The sequence below is a fragment of the Exiguobacterium profundum genome, assembly GCF_001909285.1.
GTDB lineage: Bacteria > Bacillota > Bacilli > Exiguobacteriales > Exiguobacteriaceae > Exiguobacterium > Exiguobacterium profundum.
On the sequence record NZ_MRSV01000001.1, the window covers coordinates 1,449,478 to 1,464,900 of the forward strand.

The 15,423-nt window shown below is 46.4% G+C and carries 17 protein-coding genes; 15 read left to right on the top strand and 2 right to left on the bottom strand.

The genetic code is table 11. The annotated features are described in order from the left end of the window. The first annotated feature begins 192 nt into the window (after positions 1 to 192). From polA to coaE, 3 genes are read left to right on the top strand one after another with little or no spacing between them, the layout of a single operon-like run. Entirely contained in the window at positions 193 to 2,787 is a 2,595-nt protein-coding gene (gene polA, locus BBB58_RS07500; RefSeq protein ID WP_074036525.1) for a DNA polymerase I, read from the top strand. A gap of 21 nt (positions 2,788 to 2,808) precedes the next feature. Further along, the gene (gene mutM / locus BBB58_RS07505; RefSeq protein ID WP_074036527.1) at positions 2,809 to 3,636 is read left to right on the top strand and encodes a bifunctional DNA-formamidopyrimidine glycosylase/DNA-(apurinic or apyrimidinic site) lyase; all 828 of its coding nucleotides are present in this window, start codon (positions 2,809 to 2,811) and stop codon (positions 3,634 to 3,636) included. Between the two features lie 13 nt (positions 3,637 to 3,649). After that, positions 3,650 to 4,255, top strand: coding sequence for a dephospho-CoA kinase (coaE, locus tag BBB58_RS07510; RefSeq protein ID WP_012726710.1), 606 nt, complete (start codon positions 3,650 to 3,652; stop codon positions 4,253 to 4,255). 58 nt (positions 4,256 to 4,313) lie between these two features. On the opposite strand, the gene BBB58_RS07515 is transcribed toward coaE, so the two are convergent. Then, positions 4,314 to 4,751: a site-2 protease family protein gene (locus tag BBB58_RS07515; protein ID WP_074036528.1), complete on the bottom strand. Its 438-nt coding sequence runs from the start codon at positions 4,749 to 4,751 to the stop codon at positions 4,314 to 4,316. Positions 4,752 to 4,908: 157 nt separating this feature from the next. Between BBB58_RS07515 and BBB58_RS07520 the strand changes: the two genes are divergently transcribed. The 9 genes from BBB58_RS07520 to BBB58_RS07560 all read left to right on the top strand — a co-directional run bounded on the left by BBB58_RS07520 (position 4,909) and on the right by BBB58_RS07560 (position 13,567). After that, positions 4,909 to 5,940, top strand: a complete 1,032-nt coding sequence (locus tag BBB58_RS07520) for a glyceraldehyde-3-phosphate dehydrogenase (RefSeq protein WP_074036529.1) — start codon at positions 4,909 to 4,911, stop codon at positions 5,938 to 5,940. Between the two features lie 232 nt (positions 5,941 to 6,172). Then, positions 6,173 to 6,559 (top strand): adenosylmethionine decarboxylase, encoded by a 387-nt coding sequence (gene speD / locus BBB58_RS07525; protein ID WP_012726707.1) that lies wholly within the window; start codon positions 6,173 to 6,175, stop codon positions 6,557 to 6,559. A gap of 112 nt (positions 6,560 to 6,671) precedes the next feature. Continuing rightward, a complete protein-coding gene (locus BBB58_RS07530; protein ID WP_031423166.1) occupies positions 6,672 to 7,043 on the top strand; it encodes a hypothetical protein in 372 nt (123 codons plus the stop codon). 12 nt (positions 7,044 to 7,055) lie between these two features. After that, the gene (gene nrdR / locus BBB58_RS07535) at positions 7,056 to 7,523 is read left to right on the top strand and encodes a transcriptional regulator NrdR (protein WP_074036530.1); all 468 of its coding nucleotides are present in this window, start codon (positions 7,056 to 7,058) and stop codon (positions 7,521 to 7,523) included. Between the two features lie 40 nt (positions 7,524 to 7,563). After that, complete coding sequence (locus tag BBB58_RS07540) at positions 7,564 to 8,916, top strand: DnaD domain protein (protein ID WP_074036531.1); 1,353 nt, start codon at positions 7,564 to 7,566, stop codon at positions 8,914 to 8,916. Between the two features lie 4 nt (positions 8,917 to 8,920). Next, on the top strand, positions 8,921 to 9,835 hold the full coding sequence (dnaI, locus tag BBB58_RS07545; protein WP_074036533.1) for a primosomal protein DnaI: 915 nt from the start codon (positions 8,921 to 8,923) through the stop codon (positions 9,833 to 9,835). A 299-nt stretch (positions 9,836 to 10,134) separates the two neighbouring features. Continuing rightward, positions 10,135 to 12,078: a threonine--tRNA ligase gene (thrS, locus tag BBB58_RS07550; protein ID WP_074036535.1), complete on the top strand. Its 1,944-nt coding sequence runs from the start codon at positions 10,135 to 10,137 to the stop codon at positions 12,076 to 12,078. 103 nt (positions 12,079 to 12,181) lie between these two features. Beyond that, positions 12,182 to 13,054 (top strand): DUF1002 domain-containing protein, encoded by an 873-nt coding sequence (locus BBB58_RS07555; protein WP_084543060.1) that lies wholly within the window; start codon positions 12,182 to 12,184, stop codon positions 13,052 to 13,054. Between the two features lie 99 nt (positions 13,055 to 13,153). Continuing rightward, positions 13,154 to 13,567 carry a DUF2231 domain-containing protein gene (locus BBB58_RS07560; protein WP_074036537.1) on the top strand — a complete coding sequence of 138 codons (414 nt, stop codon included), beginning with the start codon at positions 13,154 to 13,156 and terminating at the stop codon, positions 13,565 to 13,567. A gap of 91 nt (positions 13,568 to 13,658) precedes the next feature. On the opposite strand, the gene BBB58_RS07565 is transcribed toward BBB58_RS07560, so the two are convergent. Then, positions 13,659 to 13,868 (bottom strand): hypothetical protein, encoded by a 210-nt coding sequence (locus BBB58_RS07565; protein ID WP_074036539.1) that lies wholly within the window; start codon positions 13,866 to 13,868, stop codon positions 13,659 to 13,661. Positions 13,869 to 14,209: 341 nt separating this feature from the next. On the opposite strand from BBB58_RS07565, the gene infC reads away from it, so the two are divergent. From infC to rplT, 3 genes are read left to right on the top strand one after another with little or no spacing between them, the layout of a single operon-like run. Beyond that, positions 14,210 to 14,740, top strand: coding sequence for a translation initiation factor IF-3 (infC, locus tag BBB58_RS07570; protein WP_074036541.1), 531 nt, complete (start codon positions 14,210 to 14,212; stop codon positions 14,738 to 14,740). A gap of 30 nt (positions 14,741 to 14,770) precedes the next feature. Continuing rightward, complete coding sequence (gene rpmI, locus BBB58_RS07575) at positions 14,771 to 14,965, top strand: 50S ribosomal protein L35 (protein WP_012726697.1); 195 nt, start codon at positions 14,771 to 14,773, stop codon at positions 14,963 to 14,965. A gap of 28 nt (positions 14,966 to 14,993) precedes the next feature. Next, entirely contained in the window at positions 14,994 to 15,353 is a 360-nt protein-coding gene (rplT, locus tag BBB58_RS07580) for a 50S ribosomal protein L20 (protein ID WP_012726696.1), read from the top strand. The last annotated feature ends 70 nt before the right edge of the window (positions 15,354 to 15,423 follow it).

Below are 15,423 nucleotides of genomic sequence, written 5' to 3' on the forward strand. Positions count from 1 at the left end.
TCGTTCATATTTACTTTACAAAACCTTGCTATCCTATGAATGAGACCTCTTCATCATCTCGTGACTCGATCGGTGCTCATCTCCACACGATCGAGAATTTGGCCCTTTTCTATTCGTAGAAAAGGGTCTTTTTTTTCGAACGCATGTACCCGTATGGTATGATGGTTGAAGAGAAGAATGGAGGTCGATTGAATGAATAAACTACTAGTCCTTGATGGGAACTCCTTAACATATCGTGCGTTTTTTGCACTGCCTCCGATGTCGGATGCGTCAGGTCGGAATACGAATGCAGTGTATGGGTTTACGATGATGTTATTGAAACTAATGGAAGATGAGCAACCGACTCATTTTGCTGTGGCGTTCGATGCGTCAAAGAAAACGTTCCGTCACGATACGTTCGCGGAATACAAAGGTGGACGTCAAAAGACACCGGGAGAATTGCGTGAACAATTTCCGCTCGTGCGTGACGTTTGTCGGGCGTTTGGCATCTCTGTCTTAGAGCTTGACCAATACGAGGCGGATGATATCATCGGGACGCTCTCAAAAGACCCGACCTTTGATCAGGTGACGGTTGTGACGGGGGATAAGGATTTACTTCAATTGATCAATGAACGTGTGACGGTCTATTTGACGAAGCGAGGCATCACCGAAGTCGAGAAAATGACCGTGACCGCGTTCAATGAACGTTACGACGGACTACAACCGATTCAGATGATTGATCTAAAAGGATTAATGGGAGATAAATCCGACAACATCCCTGGTATTCCAGGGGTCGGGGAAAAGACGGCACTGAAGTTGATTGCCACATATGGTACCGTCGAGGCCCTTTACGAACATACGGATGAGTTGAAAGGGAAGCAAAAGGAAAAAATAGAGGCGAATGAACAAGAAGCGAAAATGTCGAAACAGTTGGCGACCATTTACACGGATGTACCGATTGATGTGACGATGGATGAACTTCTCTTTAAGCCATATGACGCTTCGCTCGTCAAAACGTTATTTATGGATTTACAGTTCAAGTCACTCATCGGCAAACTGACGGATACCTCTTCAGAAGAACCGGTTGAAAAAGCGGAGCGACCAACAATCGCGTTGGCTGATCAAGATTTATCGCGAGCTGTGTTAATGCTTGAACAGTTGCACGATGATTATTTTGAAGAAGACGTGATTGGAGTGGCGATCGCATCGGAACGAGGTGTCACGATTGGAGATGTGACGCTTCTTGAGGACGAACGGGTCAAAGAATGGATCGAAAACGAGACGAAGACGACGATTTGTCTCGATGCGAAGCAGACAATTATTCAATTGAAACGTCACCAATTGGCACTGCGTGGGTATGAAGACCTGCTTGTCGCAGGGTATTTGCTCAACCTATCTGGTGGGACGTCTCTCAGCTCGATTGCCGCACACTTTACGTATCCTCTTGAGGAAGATGAAACGGTCTACGGAAAAGGTGCAAAAATCAAGGTGCCGGAAGAGAATGTTTTTCATGCTCATCTCGCAGAAAAGGCGTACGCCATCTATACATTGTTTGAACGCATTGTTTCGGAGTTGAAAGAGAATGAACAGACAGAACTCTATGAGGCGCTTGAAAAACCACTCGTCTCCGTATTGGCCGAGATGGAGTGGGCTGGTATCCACGTAAATGTCGAAACGCTTCAACATATGGAAACGGACCTGCGTGAACGTCTAAATGCACTTGAGGTCACGATTCATGAATTAGCCGGGGAACCGTTCAACATCAACTCACCGAAACAGTTAGGGGTCGTATTATTTGAAAAACTGTCACTCCCTCCTGTGAAAAAGACGAAAACAGGATACTCAACGGCAGCGGATGTCCTCGAAAAATTGGCACCGCTTCATCCGATCATTGAGAAAATCATGCATTATCGTGAACTTGGCAAACTTCAGTCCACGTATGTCGAAGGCTTGCAGAAAGTCGTGAAGGATGATGGCAAGATTCATACGCGTTATACACAGACGCTTACTCAAACGGGACGGCTTTCGTCGGTTAACCCGAACCTTCAAAATATTCCGATTCGATTAGAAGAAGGGCGTCGCATCCGTAAAGCGTTTACCGCGAGTGAACCGGGATGGGTACTCTATGCGGTCGATTACTCTCAAATCGAACTGCGCATCATGGCACATATGTCACAAGATGAGAAGATGATGGCAGCCTTCCTTCACGATGAGGATATTCATACGTCGACGGCGGCGAACGTGTTTAAAGTTTCCACTGAAGAAGTTACGTCACTCATGCGTCGTCAAGCAAAAGCCGTCAACTTCGGAATCATCTATGGCATCAGTGATTATGGACTCTCACAAAATCTAGGGATTACACGGAAAGAAGCGCAGACCTTTATCGATACGTACTTTGAACAGTTCCCTGGGGTGAAGACGTTCATGGATGCCGCGATTGAACGGGCACGTGAACACGGGTTCGTCGAGACGATGTTGAAACGACGCCGGAACATCCCGGACATCCATTCTCGTAATTTCAACTTGCGTGGGTTTGCTGAACGTACCGCAATCAACACACCGATTCAAGGAACGGCAGCGGACATTATAAAAAAAGCGATGATTGATGTCGATCATGCGTTAAACACGTCAAAACTTCAATCTAAGCTGTTGTTACAAGTACACGATGAATTGATATTCGAAGGTCCGGCCGAAGAGATGGAAGCATTAGAGAAACTCGTGACCGAAGCGATGGAACATACGGTCACACTTGATGTCCCGTTACGTGCGGACGGAGCGGTTGGAACGACATGGTTTGATACGAAATAAACGGATAGAAAGGAAATCAGTATGCCAGAATTACCAGAAGTCGAAACGGTCTGTCGTAGGTTGCGACCTGCCGTTTCAGGAAAAACGATTCAGTCTGTCGATGTCCTCGACCCTAAAATTATCCGCGGGCTCGACCCCGAAGAATGGGTTCACCATTTGATTGGAGAAACGATTACGGATGTGGAACGTCGGGGGAAATTCATCTTATTCAAATTGACGAACGGGTATCTCGTCTCCCATCTTCGCATGGAAGGGAAGTTTTTCCCTTATGACTCCATTACAGAACCGGTAAAACATACACATATCGTGATTACGTTTACGGACCAATCGACTCTACACTATAATGATGTCCGTAAATTCGGTACGATGGAGTTGCGGACGAATGAAACGATTCATACCACACCACCGCTCTCATTACTTGCGTACGAGCCGTTTGACGAGCGTGTGACAACCGAGATGTTACACCGACGTTTAGAGCGCATGAAGACACGCGCGATTAAGACCGCCCTCCTCGATCAGTCCATCTTTGTTGGATTAGGTAACATCTATGTAGATGAGACGTTGTTTCGTGCGGGTGTCCATCCGACACGACCGGCCGCAAGTTTGTCCCATGAAGAAGTCGACCGTGTGCGGACTGAAGCCGTTGCTGTCTTGACTGAGGCTATTGAGCGTGGAGGTAGTACGATTCGCAGTTATGCCAATCCAGATGGCGCCACAGGAACGTTTCAAGAGAGGCTCTACGTATATGGACAGACCGGAGAAGCGTGCCGCCGATGCGGACATGAAATTGAAAAGATGAAATTGGGCGGGCGAGGTACGCATTACTGTCCGCACTGTCAACAACGTTAAGGGGTGGACGTGTATGTTGAAGATTGGATTGACTGGTGGAATTGCAACCGGGAAGTCTACGGTATCGCGACTGTTTCGAGAACGAGGCATTCCGATTATCGATGCCGATTTGATTGCAAGGACGGTCGTTGAACCAGGAGGAAAGGCGATTGAAGGGGTAAGGGCCGCATTTCCAAAATGTTTTGTGGGCGACGTGCTGAACCGTCCTGCGCTCGGTCGGGAAATCTTCCATGATGAAGCAAAACGTCAGCAATTGAATCAATTGATGCATCCAGCGATTCGAGAAGAAATGAATGAGCAAATGCGAACGTATGAGGCATCGGGGGAACCTGTCGTCATTTTTGATATTCCGTTACTGTTTGAAGGAACGATGCTCGATCTGGTTGATTATTCCGTCGTCGTCTATTGCCGTGAAGAGATTCAACTGATGCGTCTCATGGAACGGAATGGATTGACGAAAGAAGAGGCGTTAGCCCGTATTCGTTCACAGATTCCAATTGAAGATAAAAAGCACCAGGCGGATTTCCTCATAAACAATAATGGGGCATTAGGGGACCTTCCTCCACAAATCAATCGTCTGGTCGAACAGTTTCAAACGATACAAAAAGAAGGCGACTGATATCGCCTTCTTTTTAGTTTAATGGATCGGATTCTGGAGACCCTTTTTTCCATGTATTTTAAATCGCACGTCCATCACTAGGATGACCGTTCGAATAATAGATGGGATAGAGTGAGAAGAAGATATAGTAGAACGAGAAATAGGCGAACTGATACGTATAGAGTGTCGGTTCAATATCTCGTCGAAGAATGAACGCGTTGACGATTAAGATGCTCGCTAAATTGAAAATGGCTCCACCGCCATAGACTAGCGTACGGGTGACCTTGTTGCTCCATTTTAAATCAGTGAACTGGCACCATGCATCGTAAAAATAAACACGATTTACTTGTAAACGACCTACTTTAAATAGTTTCTTCCCGGTACCGATTTGCATATCGAGTGAGCCGCCGAACAACTTTGCGAAGAAGAAGTGACCAAGCTCATGAATTAACGTCACAATCGGTAAAATGATAAAGAACGAAATAAAGAATTTATCGATATCTCCCCAATCAAACATCATGACGCCTCCTTTCTCTTGTCTGTTACGCCAAGAAATTTCCCTCATTTTCAAAAAATAAACAAAGAAAAAAGAAAAAAATGTGACGAATCATAGTGAAAACGCTTACAGCTATCCGTTATAATGAAACCGTAATGTAGAAAAAGGGGGATCTATCATGGGGACAAAAGTGGCAATTAACGGATTTGGTCGAATCGGAAGAATGGTATTTCGAAAATTGATGCTCGAGGGACGTCATGAAGTGGTGGCGATTAACGCAAGTTATCCGGCGGAAACACTTGCGCATCTTATTAAACATGACTCGATTCACGGTCCATTCGGATTGACAGTACGTGCGCATGGGGATGCGCTCGAAGTCGATGGGAAACGGATTGAACTTATTTCGGAACGTGATCCATCACGGTTGCCTTGGTCTGACCTTGAAATCGACATCGTCGTCGAAGCGACCGGGAAGTTTAACTCCGATAGCGGGGCAAGACTTCATCTTGAGGCAGGCGCGAAAAAAGTGATTTTGACCGCACCGGGTAAAGGGGACTTACGCACGATCGTGATGGGGGTCAATGATCGTGACTATCGCCCGGAGGAAGACCATATCATTTCAAACGCATCGTGTACGACGAACTGTCTCGGACCTGTCGTGAAGGTCTTGCATTCGACGTTCGGTATCGAGACGGGACTGATTACGACGGTACACGCCTATACGAACGACCAGAACAATATTGACAACCCGCATAAAGATTTGCGGCGCGCGCGTGCGTGTGGCAGTTCCATCATCCCGACATCAACGGGAGCGGCTAAGGCGATTGGTCTGGTGATGCCGGAACTACAAGGGAAGTTAAACGGAATGGCACTCCGTGTACCGACTCCGAACGTATCACTTGTCGACTTGGTCGTCGAACTCCACCGAGATGTTACGGTCGATGAAGTCAATGAAGCGTTTGAACGGGCAGCGTATGGAGAAATGACGGGTATTTTAGGCGTTTCTCACGAACCGCTCGTCTCTATCGATTTTAACGGGGACGATCGCTCGTCGATTATCGACATGGATTCGACGATGGTACTCGGAGGGAATCATGTCAAAGTACTCGCATGGTATGACAATGAATGGGGCTACTCATGCCGTGTCGTGGACTTGTTGGATATGGTGGCCAGCTATCTTCAAATCGGGCAACAAGAAACACACGCCTAAAAAATATTACGTGCGGAGAAATATTTTTTAGATTTTTTTATCAAATGTCTTGTAACGACGTCCCAAACACGTTACACTCAATTTCGTGAACTTCAATTGGTCTGACAAACGCAACTTAAAGGGTTAGGACCTCTTAGGACTAACTTGCCCCCGTGGTTGTGGGCGATTCAGGCACAAAGTGAGTGATCATCAACTACTTTGAGACCATTGATGTAAAGGGGGATCCACTAATATGGATACTATGGGACGTCACATTATTACAGAACTTTGGGAGTGCAATCCCGACAAATTGAATGATATCGACTACATCGAGCGTTTGTTCGTCGATGCTGCTCTTCGTTCGGGCGCTGAAGTCCGCGAAGTTGCATTCCACAAATTTGCGCCACACGGTGTAAGTGGAGTCGTCATCATTTCAGAATCACACTTAACGATTCACAGTTTCCCAGAACATGGCTATGCGTCAGTTGACGTGTTTACATGTGGAGATCGAATCGATCCGGCTACAGCATCGCAGTATATTGCTGAAGGATTGGATGCAAAAGTACGTGAAGATGTGAAACTTGAGCGTGGAATGGGACCAATTCGTGTTCCGGAAGCGCAAGTGGCAATCAGCAAATAAATCAGATTGACCTTTTGAGGCTGACCGTTTAACGGTCAGCCCTTTTAATTGTTTTGTTGTCGCCTTAATTTTGATATGCTTAACGTATATAACTCAGGCGTTGAGGTGGATTATGGGACTGTTAGATAAGTTACAAACACATATTGAAACGAAAGATACACATAAAAATGAAATGCTCCAAACACGTTACTATGCGGCATCGTCACATGCGATGTTGCAATGGTTAGAAGGAAAAATTCAAGAGAACGGTCAGACGGTTCGTCGAATCGATGCGAATCGAGGAGAACTTTCGTTTCTCGGAGAAGGCTGGGACGGGCTCATCACGATTGTACAAGTGGATGGCGGCCGGACGGCTGTCGATTTTACATTAAACCGTGAACAGCGACTCGGTGCAGACCTCTCGCAAATTGTATCGCACTACTACGAGGCGCTCACGCAACAATTCCCGTTACGTGCCATTGGTAATAAAACAGTCGAACGATAAGGAGGTTTGAGCATGCGTTGTCCGAAATGTGATCATAATGGAACGAGAGTGCTCGATTCCCGTCCGGTGCAAGACCATTATTCGATTCGACGTCGTCGTGAATGTGAAAAATGTGGGTATCGGTTTACAACGTTTGAGACGGTTGAACAGACACCGCTCATCATTGTTAAAAAAGATGGAAATCGTGAAGAGTTAAGTCGTGAAAAAGTGCTTCGCGGCATTATTCGGGCGTGCGAGAAACGACCTGTCACACTTGAACAGCTCGAAGGGGTTGTGACGAAAGTCGAACAGCAACTCCGTGCCCTCGCCCAGTCAGAAATTCCAAGTGAACAAGTAGGCGAGCTTGTGATGAATGAACTTGCACGAGTCGATGAAGTCGCATATGTTCGGTTTGCATCGGTTTATCGTCAATTCAAAGACATCACGGTGTTCTTTAAAGAACTTGAAGATTTAATGAAGCAAGAAAATTCGACCAACTAAAGGGCGGCCTGCTGGTCGCCCTTTTTCAAGGGAGAGAGCCATGGAGAAAGAACGTACAATCTTTGGGACGGACGAATTGTTAATCATGAGTACCGGTCTAGTCGACCGTGAATCGTACCAGTCCCTTTACCACTTATATCAACCTGTCATCGGGGTGAAGGCGCTCGCACTCTATCAAACGTTATGGAGCGAACTAAAACCGGGCAAAATGAAATCCAACTATATGTCCCATAGTGCATTGTGTGAGATGTTGGAGTTCTCCATCAATGAGTTAATGGACAGTTTGTTCCGCTTAGAAGCGATCGGATTAGTGCGAACCTATAAAACAAAAGACGCTCGATTGACACAATACGTTTATCAGTTACGTGTTCCGCTTGCACCGCACACGTTTTTGAATGATGGGTTACTGTCGAGTTTCCTCTTCTATAAAGTCGGGGAAGTACGATTCAAACAACTGCAAGGGCGTTTTACGATTGATCCGTTGCCCGCAGGCATCGTCGAAGTGACAAAGGATTTCAATGAAGTATTTGATGTCAAAGGAGTGAACCATCGTGCGTTCACACAAAAAAATTATGAAAAGCCGGACCGGGCTAAGATTGAGATCAACTATTCGTTCGATATGGAAATTGTGAAAAAACTGACGAATTTTCCAGTTGGATTTTTCACGAAAAAATTAGACGAAACGATCACAAAATTGGCCTACGTGTCACAACTCGATGAAGAGACGATGGCGGAAATGTTGAAAGAATATTTCGTACATGAGGCGTACCTGCCACTCAGCGAACAAGAGAAGCGGGACGGTTGTCGTCAAATGGTTCTGCAGTTGAAGAAGAAACAGACGCGCCACCGGAAAGAGAAGACCGTCGAACTTGAACAGACGAAACTAGGAGATTTGCATGATCCCGAAGTGATGGAGTCCGCACACCCACATCAATATGTCTCGACGCTTCGGAAGACCCCGCAACTTACAAAAAGTGATGAACAGTTAGTCATTGAACTCGTCGACACACTCGGTCTCGCGCCAGGGGTCATCAATGCGCTCTTCTATTACTGTATCGAAGTGAAGAAGCAGACGCGGCTGAGCGAGAACTATGTCTTGCGCATTGCGACGAGTTGGAAAACAGCGGGCTATACGAATGCAAAAGAAGCGCTAGAGCGTGAAGAATCTCAAGATGCGCTCATCGAGAAGAAACAGCAAAAACGTGAGAGTGTGCAACGCACCACAGTCGGGTCACGACGGAAACCCCAACAAGGGGATATGCCGAAATGGCTCGAGGACGAGGCGAAACAACAGCGCTCATACGACCAAGCGAGGAAAAAAGAACTCGAGTCGTCCGTACCGGATGACGCGGAACTTGTGAAACTATTAAATGAATTGAAAGAGAAGGGGTGAGGGGATGGAACGAATCAATCAGTCGCTGTCTCAGTTGATGAACCGAAAAGAAGTTCGGGAGGCGTACGAGTCGATTCGCAGACGTACACTGAACCACCCGGGTGTCATCGCATTTTTGAACGCTCATCCAGAGTTAGAGGAGAAGGCGATTGAAATCGGGTTTACCAAACTGAGTGAGTACGCGGAACAGATGGATGGAAAAACGTTCAGAGAAGATCAGGCCGTCATCCCAGGCCATCAACCGGTACTTTATGTCGATTTAGGACAGATTGCAATTCGATATGAAGAAACGGTCGCACATCGCCAGGCGAGACGACAAAAAGAAATGGACCGTAAATTCAAAAGTTTGTTTTTACCGGAAGAAGTTCGCGAGGCGAGTTTCGAATCTTTCGATTGGGGCGACGACGCGCGTAAAATCGCATTGCGTGAAGCGATGCGATTTGTAACAGGGATGAAGTCTCGTCAAAAAGTGAACGGCCTCTATCTCCATGGTAGTTTTGGCGTCGGGAAGACATATTTACTCGCCGCAATCGCCAATGAGTTGAAGGTGGCGGACATCGAAACGATTCTAGTCCATGCTCCGGGCTTTGTGTCGGAGGCGAAACGCAAAATTCGTACCGAGTCGTTCGACTCTTTCTTGACGTCGTTTCAACATGTGCCAGTCTTACTGATTGATGACATCGGAGCTGAAGCCATCAGTCCGTGGGTACGAGATGAATTGTTCGGGATCATTCTTCAGTATCGGATGATGCATCGCTTGCCGACGCTCTACAGTTCAAACTTTAGCGGAGAAGAACTCGAGACGCACTTTTCAATCGATGGTTCGCCGCAAAATAAAATGAAGGCACAGCGACTCATGCAACGTATTTCCACGACGACGACCCAAATTGAGTTAAAGGGTGAAAATCGCCGTCGGTAAAGGATTGTTTTTCTTTGGTGAGTTGACTATACTAAGAAACATATAAAGGATGCATAGAAGAGGATATGGATCATCGAGACGAGTTTTAGCGAGGGAAGGGCGGTGGAAGCTTCCTAACGACGACGATGGATTTACTCCCTCAGAGCACCGTACGGGTCAATCGTGCGGCGATTCACACTCGTTATCGTGTGTTCGAGCCAAGCAGATTGCTTGGGAACGAGGGTGGTACCACGAGAATCAAAGCTCGTCCCTTTTTGAGGGACGGGCTTTTTTTATATTCATTTTTTGAGAGGGGACAGATGTACATGATTCAATTAACATTTCCAGATGGCGCGGTAAAAGAATTTGATGCAGGCGTCACAGCAGAAGACGTCGCGGGCTCAATCAGTCCGGGACTTCGTAAAAAGGCAATCGCAGCAAAACTAGACGGAGAACTCATCGACTATCGTCGTCCAATCGAACATGACGGCAAAATCGAACTCGTGATGCCGGACTCGGAAGATGGTCTTGATTTGATGCGTCACTCGTCAGCGCACTTGATGGCTCAAGCGATCAAACGGTTATACGGAGAAGACAACAACATCTATCTCGGAATTGGACCGACGATTGAGAACGGGTTCTATTACGATATCGAGATGGATCGTCGCATCAATGAGGAAGACCTTCCTGAAATCGAAAAGATGATGAAACGCATCGTCGACGAAAACTTAGAAATCACACGTGAAGTCGTTTCCCGTGACGAGGCGCTCGCTCGTTATAAAGAATTGGGAGATCCGCTCAAGATTGAGTTGATTGAGGACATTCCTGCTGATCAAACCCTTACAATCTATCATCAAGGTGAGTTCTTTGACCTTTGCCGTGGACCTCACGTCCCGTCAACATCGAAGTTGAAAATCTTCAAATTGATGAGCGTGGCTGGTGCCTACTGGCGCGGGGACTCAGACAATAAGATGCTACAGCGTATTTACGGGACAGCGTGGGCGACGAAAGAACAACTCGCTGAACACTTGCGTCTTCTTGAAGAGGCGAAAGAACGCGACCATCGTAAACTCGGGAAAGAACTCGACCTCTTCTTCGTTTCACAAGAAGTCGGTCAAGGGCTTCCGATGTGGCTTCCGAAAGGGGCTGCGATTCGTCGTACGGTCGAGCGCTACATCGTTGATAAAGAACTCGAACTCGGATATCAACATGTCTACACACCGGTTCTCGGTTCGGTCGACTTGTATAAGACATCTGGTCATTGGGATCACTATCAAGACGACATGTTCCCGAAAATGGAGATGGACAACGAAGAACTCGTCCTTCGTCCGATGAACTGCCCGCACCACATGACAATCTACAAACATGAGCCACGTTCGTACCGCGAACTTCCACTTCGAATCGCTGAGCTTGGCGGGATGCACCGTTACGAGATGTCAGGGGCGCTCACAGGTCTACAACGTGTTCGTTATATGGTATTGAATGATGGACATACGTTCGTTACACCTGAACAGATGAAGCAAGAATTCAAAGACATCGTTCATTTGATTCAAGAAGTATACGCTGACTTTGGCATAAAAGATTATCGTTTCCGTCTCTCGTATCGCGATCCTGCTGATAAAGAGAAGTATTTCGATAACGATGCCATTTGGGAAATGGCACAAAGTCAGTTGAAGGAAACGATGGACGAGCTCGAACTTCCGTACTTCGAAGCAGAAGGCGAAGCGGCATTTTACGGACCGAAACTTGACGTACAAGTACGGACGGCACTTGGGAAAGAGGAGACGCTCTCGACTGTCCAACTCGACTTCTTGCTTCCGGAACGTTTCGATTTGACATACACTGGGCCAGACGGTAAGGACCATCGTCCAATCGTCTTGCACCGTGGTGTCGTCTCGACGATGGAACGGTTTGTCGCTTACTTGATTGAAGAGTATAAAGGCGCGTTCCCGACATGGCTCGCACCGGTCCAAGTCAAGTTGATCCCGGTTTCACACGTCCACGACGAATACGTCGCAGAAGTGAAAGCAGAACTTGTCAAACGTGGTGTTCGTGTCGAAACGGATCTCCGTGACGAGAAACTAGGCTATAAGATTCGTGAAGCACAAATGAAGAAGATTCCGATGACGCTCGTTCTTGGCGATAAAGAGCGAGATGAGCGTGCGGTCAATATTCGCCGCTACGGTCAGCAGGAACAAGTTTCTGCTTCACTTGATGAATTCATCGCATCGCTCACAGATGAGATTGCGAACCGTTCACGTTAAGTGAGGGACCACCTTTCCAACCAGAAAGGTGGTTTTTTTCGGTCTATATACGGATGTGTATTTGGTCATCTACACGTATCGTAAACGTAAGGAGTGATACTTAATGAATTATATGAAGCCAGTATTGGCACTTACTATTGGAGCGGTTGCGTTCACAGGAGCGCTTCCGAAAGTCGGAGCGGAGGCAATCGTCAATGATACGATTGTAACCCTTGGTGAATCATTATCTTCAGAGCAACAAAAATGGGTACTTGAGCGTATGGATGCCCCAGAAGGAATCGAACCCATTATCGCGACTGCCGCAGATGAAGAAAAGTATTTAGGTGATTCGGTCCCGCAAGCACAGCGTGGAGGCGGCATGTACTCGTCTGCCCGAATCAAGTTGACGAACGGGACTGGTCTTGATATTCAGACGGAAAACGTGACGTGGGTCACGAAAGATATGTATGCGAACGCCCTCGTCACGGCGGGTGTGACGGATGCCGATATTTATATCACGTCACCGATTAACGTGACGGGTACCTCGGCCTTGACGGGAATTATGAAGGCATATGATCAGACCGCGGCCGAGACCGGGATTGAACTGTCGGATGAACGAAAAGAATTGGCGCAAGAAGAGCTGGCGGTCACGTCTGAAATCGGTAAGACAGTCGGACAAGAGGACGTAGCAGGTCTCATGAACGAGATTAAAGCGGAAATCGCAAATCAGATGCCAGAGACAAATATTGAGATTCGTGACATCGTCATTCAAGTATTGAATCAAAATAACGTTCAGTTGTCTGAGGGTCAACTCGATCAACTGACGACGCTATTCGAAAACATGCAGCAAGCAAATCTTGATTGGTCAGCGATCAGTAGTGGATTGAAAGATGCGGGTCAAGATGTGCAGGCATTCCTCGAACAAGAAGAAGTAAAAGGATTCTTTGCCCGATTGTTTGAGGCCATTGGTAACTTCTTCAAATCGCTTACAAATTGATGATGTGACATGATGAAATAGTGGAGTAGTGGATAAACGTATGATGGAATCGGGTATACAACTTTCATAATAGTTGATCACATCTTAGGAGGAATTGTTATGCTCGGTGGAGTCCCATTACATCCATTGCTCGTGCACGCACCAATCGGTCTACTGTTGTTTGGTACACTATTGATTTTGATCAGTTTCAAATGGACAAGTTTTCGATTGTTTGCGCTCATCACATTGGTTGCAGGATTATTGTCCGGTGCAGTAGCTTTCTTGTCAGGGGATAGTGCGGAAGAGTATGCGGAAGCGAATCTGCCATCGGTGACAGAAGCGATGATTGAAAACCATGAACATTTTGCCCTGTACAGCTTGATTGCATTTGGCATCACAGTGGTCTTGCTCGCAATCGGATATCGTGCAAAAGGGAAGCTGTGGATTACACTGAGTTTTGTCGTTGCCCTCGTCGGAGCCGGACTACTTGCTTATGCAGGTCACCTAGGTGGTCAAATGGTATATGCGAAGTAATTAAAAAAGACGTCTGTTTCAATCAAGTTGAGACAGGCGTCTTCTATCGTTTTTGTCTTAATCATCGCAAAGATCATGGTGTGGGGTTGTTTCAGTACCACCGTTTATGGATATAATTTTGAGCCGACTCATGGTCATCGACGATTTTTAAAGTAATGCGATTCATTTCTTCTAATAGGTCTGTTAATACCGCCTGTAATTTTTCGTCTTCTTGCCCATGTGCTTGCATCGTCTTACTGACAATCTGCTGGACTTGATCATGGTAGTCATGCTCTCGCGATACATCTTTTCGCCAGTTCATGTCGATCCCTCCTTTGATATTTCATTATTCCCTTTGAAAAGGTATTGCGAAACGAGAGAATGACTGGTATCATCATAAAAGTGTGAGCTACCAATTATTCATGCGCGATATCTTGACATCTTTTCCTGCTAGTGCTAAGATGACATAGTGATTAAAAACAACAAAGCAGAAGCACCCGCTTTTCACCTCGTCTGAGAGTCATCAGGCAGGTCCATCAAGTTCTTGGTTCATTCGGCATCGTCTGCCGTTTTATGACCTCAACTGATGTGTGGGTGGGAAACTGCCGACGCTTTTTTTATTGCCTTTTTGTCTTGTCAATCTAAATCTCGTGCAATCGCACGATGGAGGTGCTAACCATTAGCAAAGAGCTCTTTATCAACGAAAACATTCGTGCCCGTGAAGTACGTCTCATTGGCGCAGACGGTGCACAACTCGGTGTGACATCACGTAACGATGCGTTACGTTTAGCTGAAGAAGCGGAACTAGACCTCGTCTTAGTCGCGGATAAAGCAAATCCACCGGTCGCTAAAATTATGGATTATGGGAAGTACCGTTTCGAACTCCAGAAAAAGGAGAAAGAAGCGCAAAAAAAAAAAAAAGTCATCCAAATGAAAGAAGTACGTCTCAGTCCAACAATCGAGGACAACGATTTCCAAACAAAATTGCGTAATGCACGCAAGTTCCTTGAAAAAGGAAACAAAGTGAAGGCTTCGATTCGTTTCCGCGGACGTGCCATCACACACTCGGAAATCGGGAAACGTGTTTTGGACAAAATGGCAGCGGAATGTGCCGATTTGGCAACAGTTGAACAAAAGCCGAAGATGGAAGGACGCAGCATGTTCTTAGTGCTGGCTCCGAACAAAGAAGATTAATTATCGATTCTCAGTGGGGAGGAAATACTCATGCCGAAAATGAAATCGCACCGCGGTGCTTCAAAACGTTTCAAACGTACAGCATCAGGTAAACTCAAGCGTTCACACGCTTACACAAGTCACTTGTTCGCAAACAAATCGACTAAAGCGAAACGTAAGCTCCGTAAAGGCGCTATCGTATCAGCTGGAGACTTCAAACGCATTCGCAACATGATCGCGAAGTAATACAGAAACAATTTAGGAGGGAATCCATATGCCACGCGTAAAAGGCGGTTATACGACTCGTCAACGTCGTAAAAAGCAAATTAAACTTGCCAAAGGATACTTTGGTTCGAAACACATTCTATTTAAAGTAGCAAAACAACAGGTCATGAAGTCACTCATGTACGCTTACCGTGACCGTCGTCAGAAGAAACGTGATTTCCGTCGTCTTTGGATCACACGTATCAATGCGGCAGCACGTACAAACGGTCTCTCATACAGCCGTATGATGCACGGCCTTAAGCTTGCAGGAATCGACATCAACCGTAAGATGCTTGCTGAGCTTGCTGTGACAGATGCACAGGCATTCGCGTCACTCGCTGAAACAGCTAAATCAAAATTGAACGCGTAATCGTTCAATCGACAGCGCCGAGACACTCTCTCGGCGCTTTCTTTTTTCTTTAGAATTTCTTAGAATTAAG

Bases quoted from the DNA above. Each gene is read 5' to 3' on its own strand.
- polA (WP_074036525.1), top strand. From the start codon at position 193: ATGAATAAACTACTAGTCCTTGATGGGAACTCCTTAACATATCGTGCG.
- mutM (WP_074036527.1), top strand. From the start codon at position 2,809: ATGCCAGAATTACCAGAAGTCGAAACGGTCTGTCGTAGGTTGCGACCT.
- coaE (WP_012726710.1), top strand. From the start codon at position 3,650: ATGTTGAAGATTGGATTGACTGGTGGAATTGCAACCGGGAAGTCTACG.
- BBB58_RS07515 (WP_074036528.1), bottom strand. From the start codon at position 4,751: ATGTTTGATTGGGGAGATATCGATAAATTCTTTATTTCGTTCTTTATC.
- BBB58_RS07520 (WP_074036529.1), top strand. From the start codon at position 4,909: ATGGGGACAAAAGTGGCAATTAACGGATTTGGTCGAATCGGAAGAATG.
- speD (WP_012726707.1), top strand. From the start codon at position 6,173: ATGGATACTATGGGACGTCACATTATTACAGAACTTTGGGAGTGCAAT.
- BBB58_RS07530 (WP_031423166.1), top strand. From the start codon at position 6,672: ATGGGACTGTTAGATAAGTTACAAACACATATTGAAACGAAAGATACA.
- nrdR (WP_074036530.1), top strand. From the start codon at position 7,056: ATGCGTTGTCCGAAATGTGATCATAATGGAACGAGAGTGCTCGATTCC.
- BBB58_RS07540 (WP_074036531.1), top strand. From the start codon at position 7,564: ATGGAGAAAGAACGTACAATCTTTGGGACGGACGAATTGTTAATCATG.
- dnaI (WP_074036533.1), top strand. From the start codon at position 8,921: ATGGAACGAATCAATCAGTCGCTGTCTCAGTTGATGAACCGAAAAGAA.
- thrS (WP_074036535.1), top strand. From the start codon at position 10,135: ATGTACATGATTCAATTAACATTTCCAGATGGCGCGGTAAAAGAATTT.
- BBB58_RS07555 (WP_084543060.1), top strand. From the start codon at position 12,182: ATGAATTATATGAAGCCAGTATTGGCACTTACTATTGGAGCGGTTGCG.
- BBB58_RS07560 (WP_074036537.1), top strand. From the start codon at position 13,154: ATGCTCGGTGGAGTCCCATTACATCCATTGCTCGTGCACGCACCAATC.
- BBB58_RS07565 (WP_074036539.1), bottom strand. From the start codon at position 13,868: ATGAACTGGCGAAAAGATGTATCGCGAGAGCATGACTACCATGATCAA.
- infC (WP_074036541.1), top strand. From the start codon at position 14,210: ATGGAGGTGCTAACCATTAGCAAAGAGCTCTTTATCAACGAAAACATT.
- rpmI (WP_012726697.1), top strand. From the start codon at position 14,771: ATGCCGAAAATGAAATCGCACCGCGGTGCTTCAAAACGTTTCAAACGT.
- rplT (WP_012726696.1), top strand. From the start codon at position 14,994: ATGCCACGCGTAAAAGGCGGTTATACGACTCGTCAACGTCGTAAAAAG.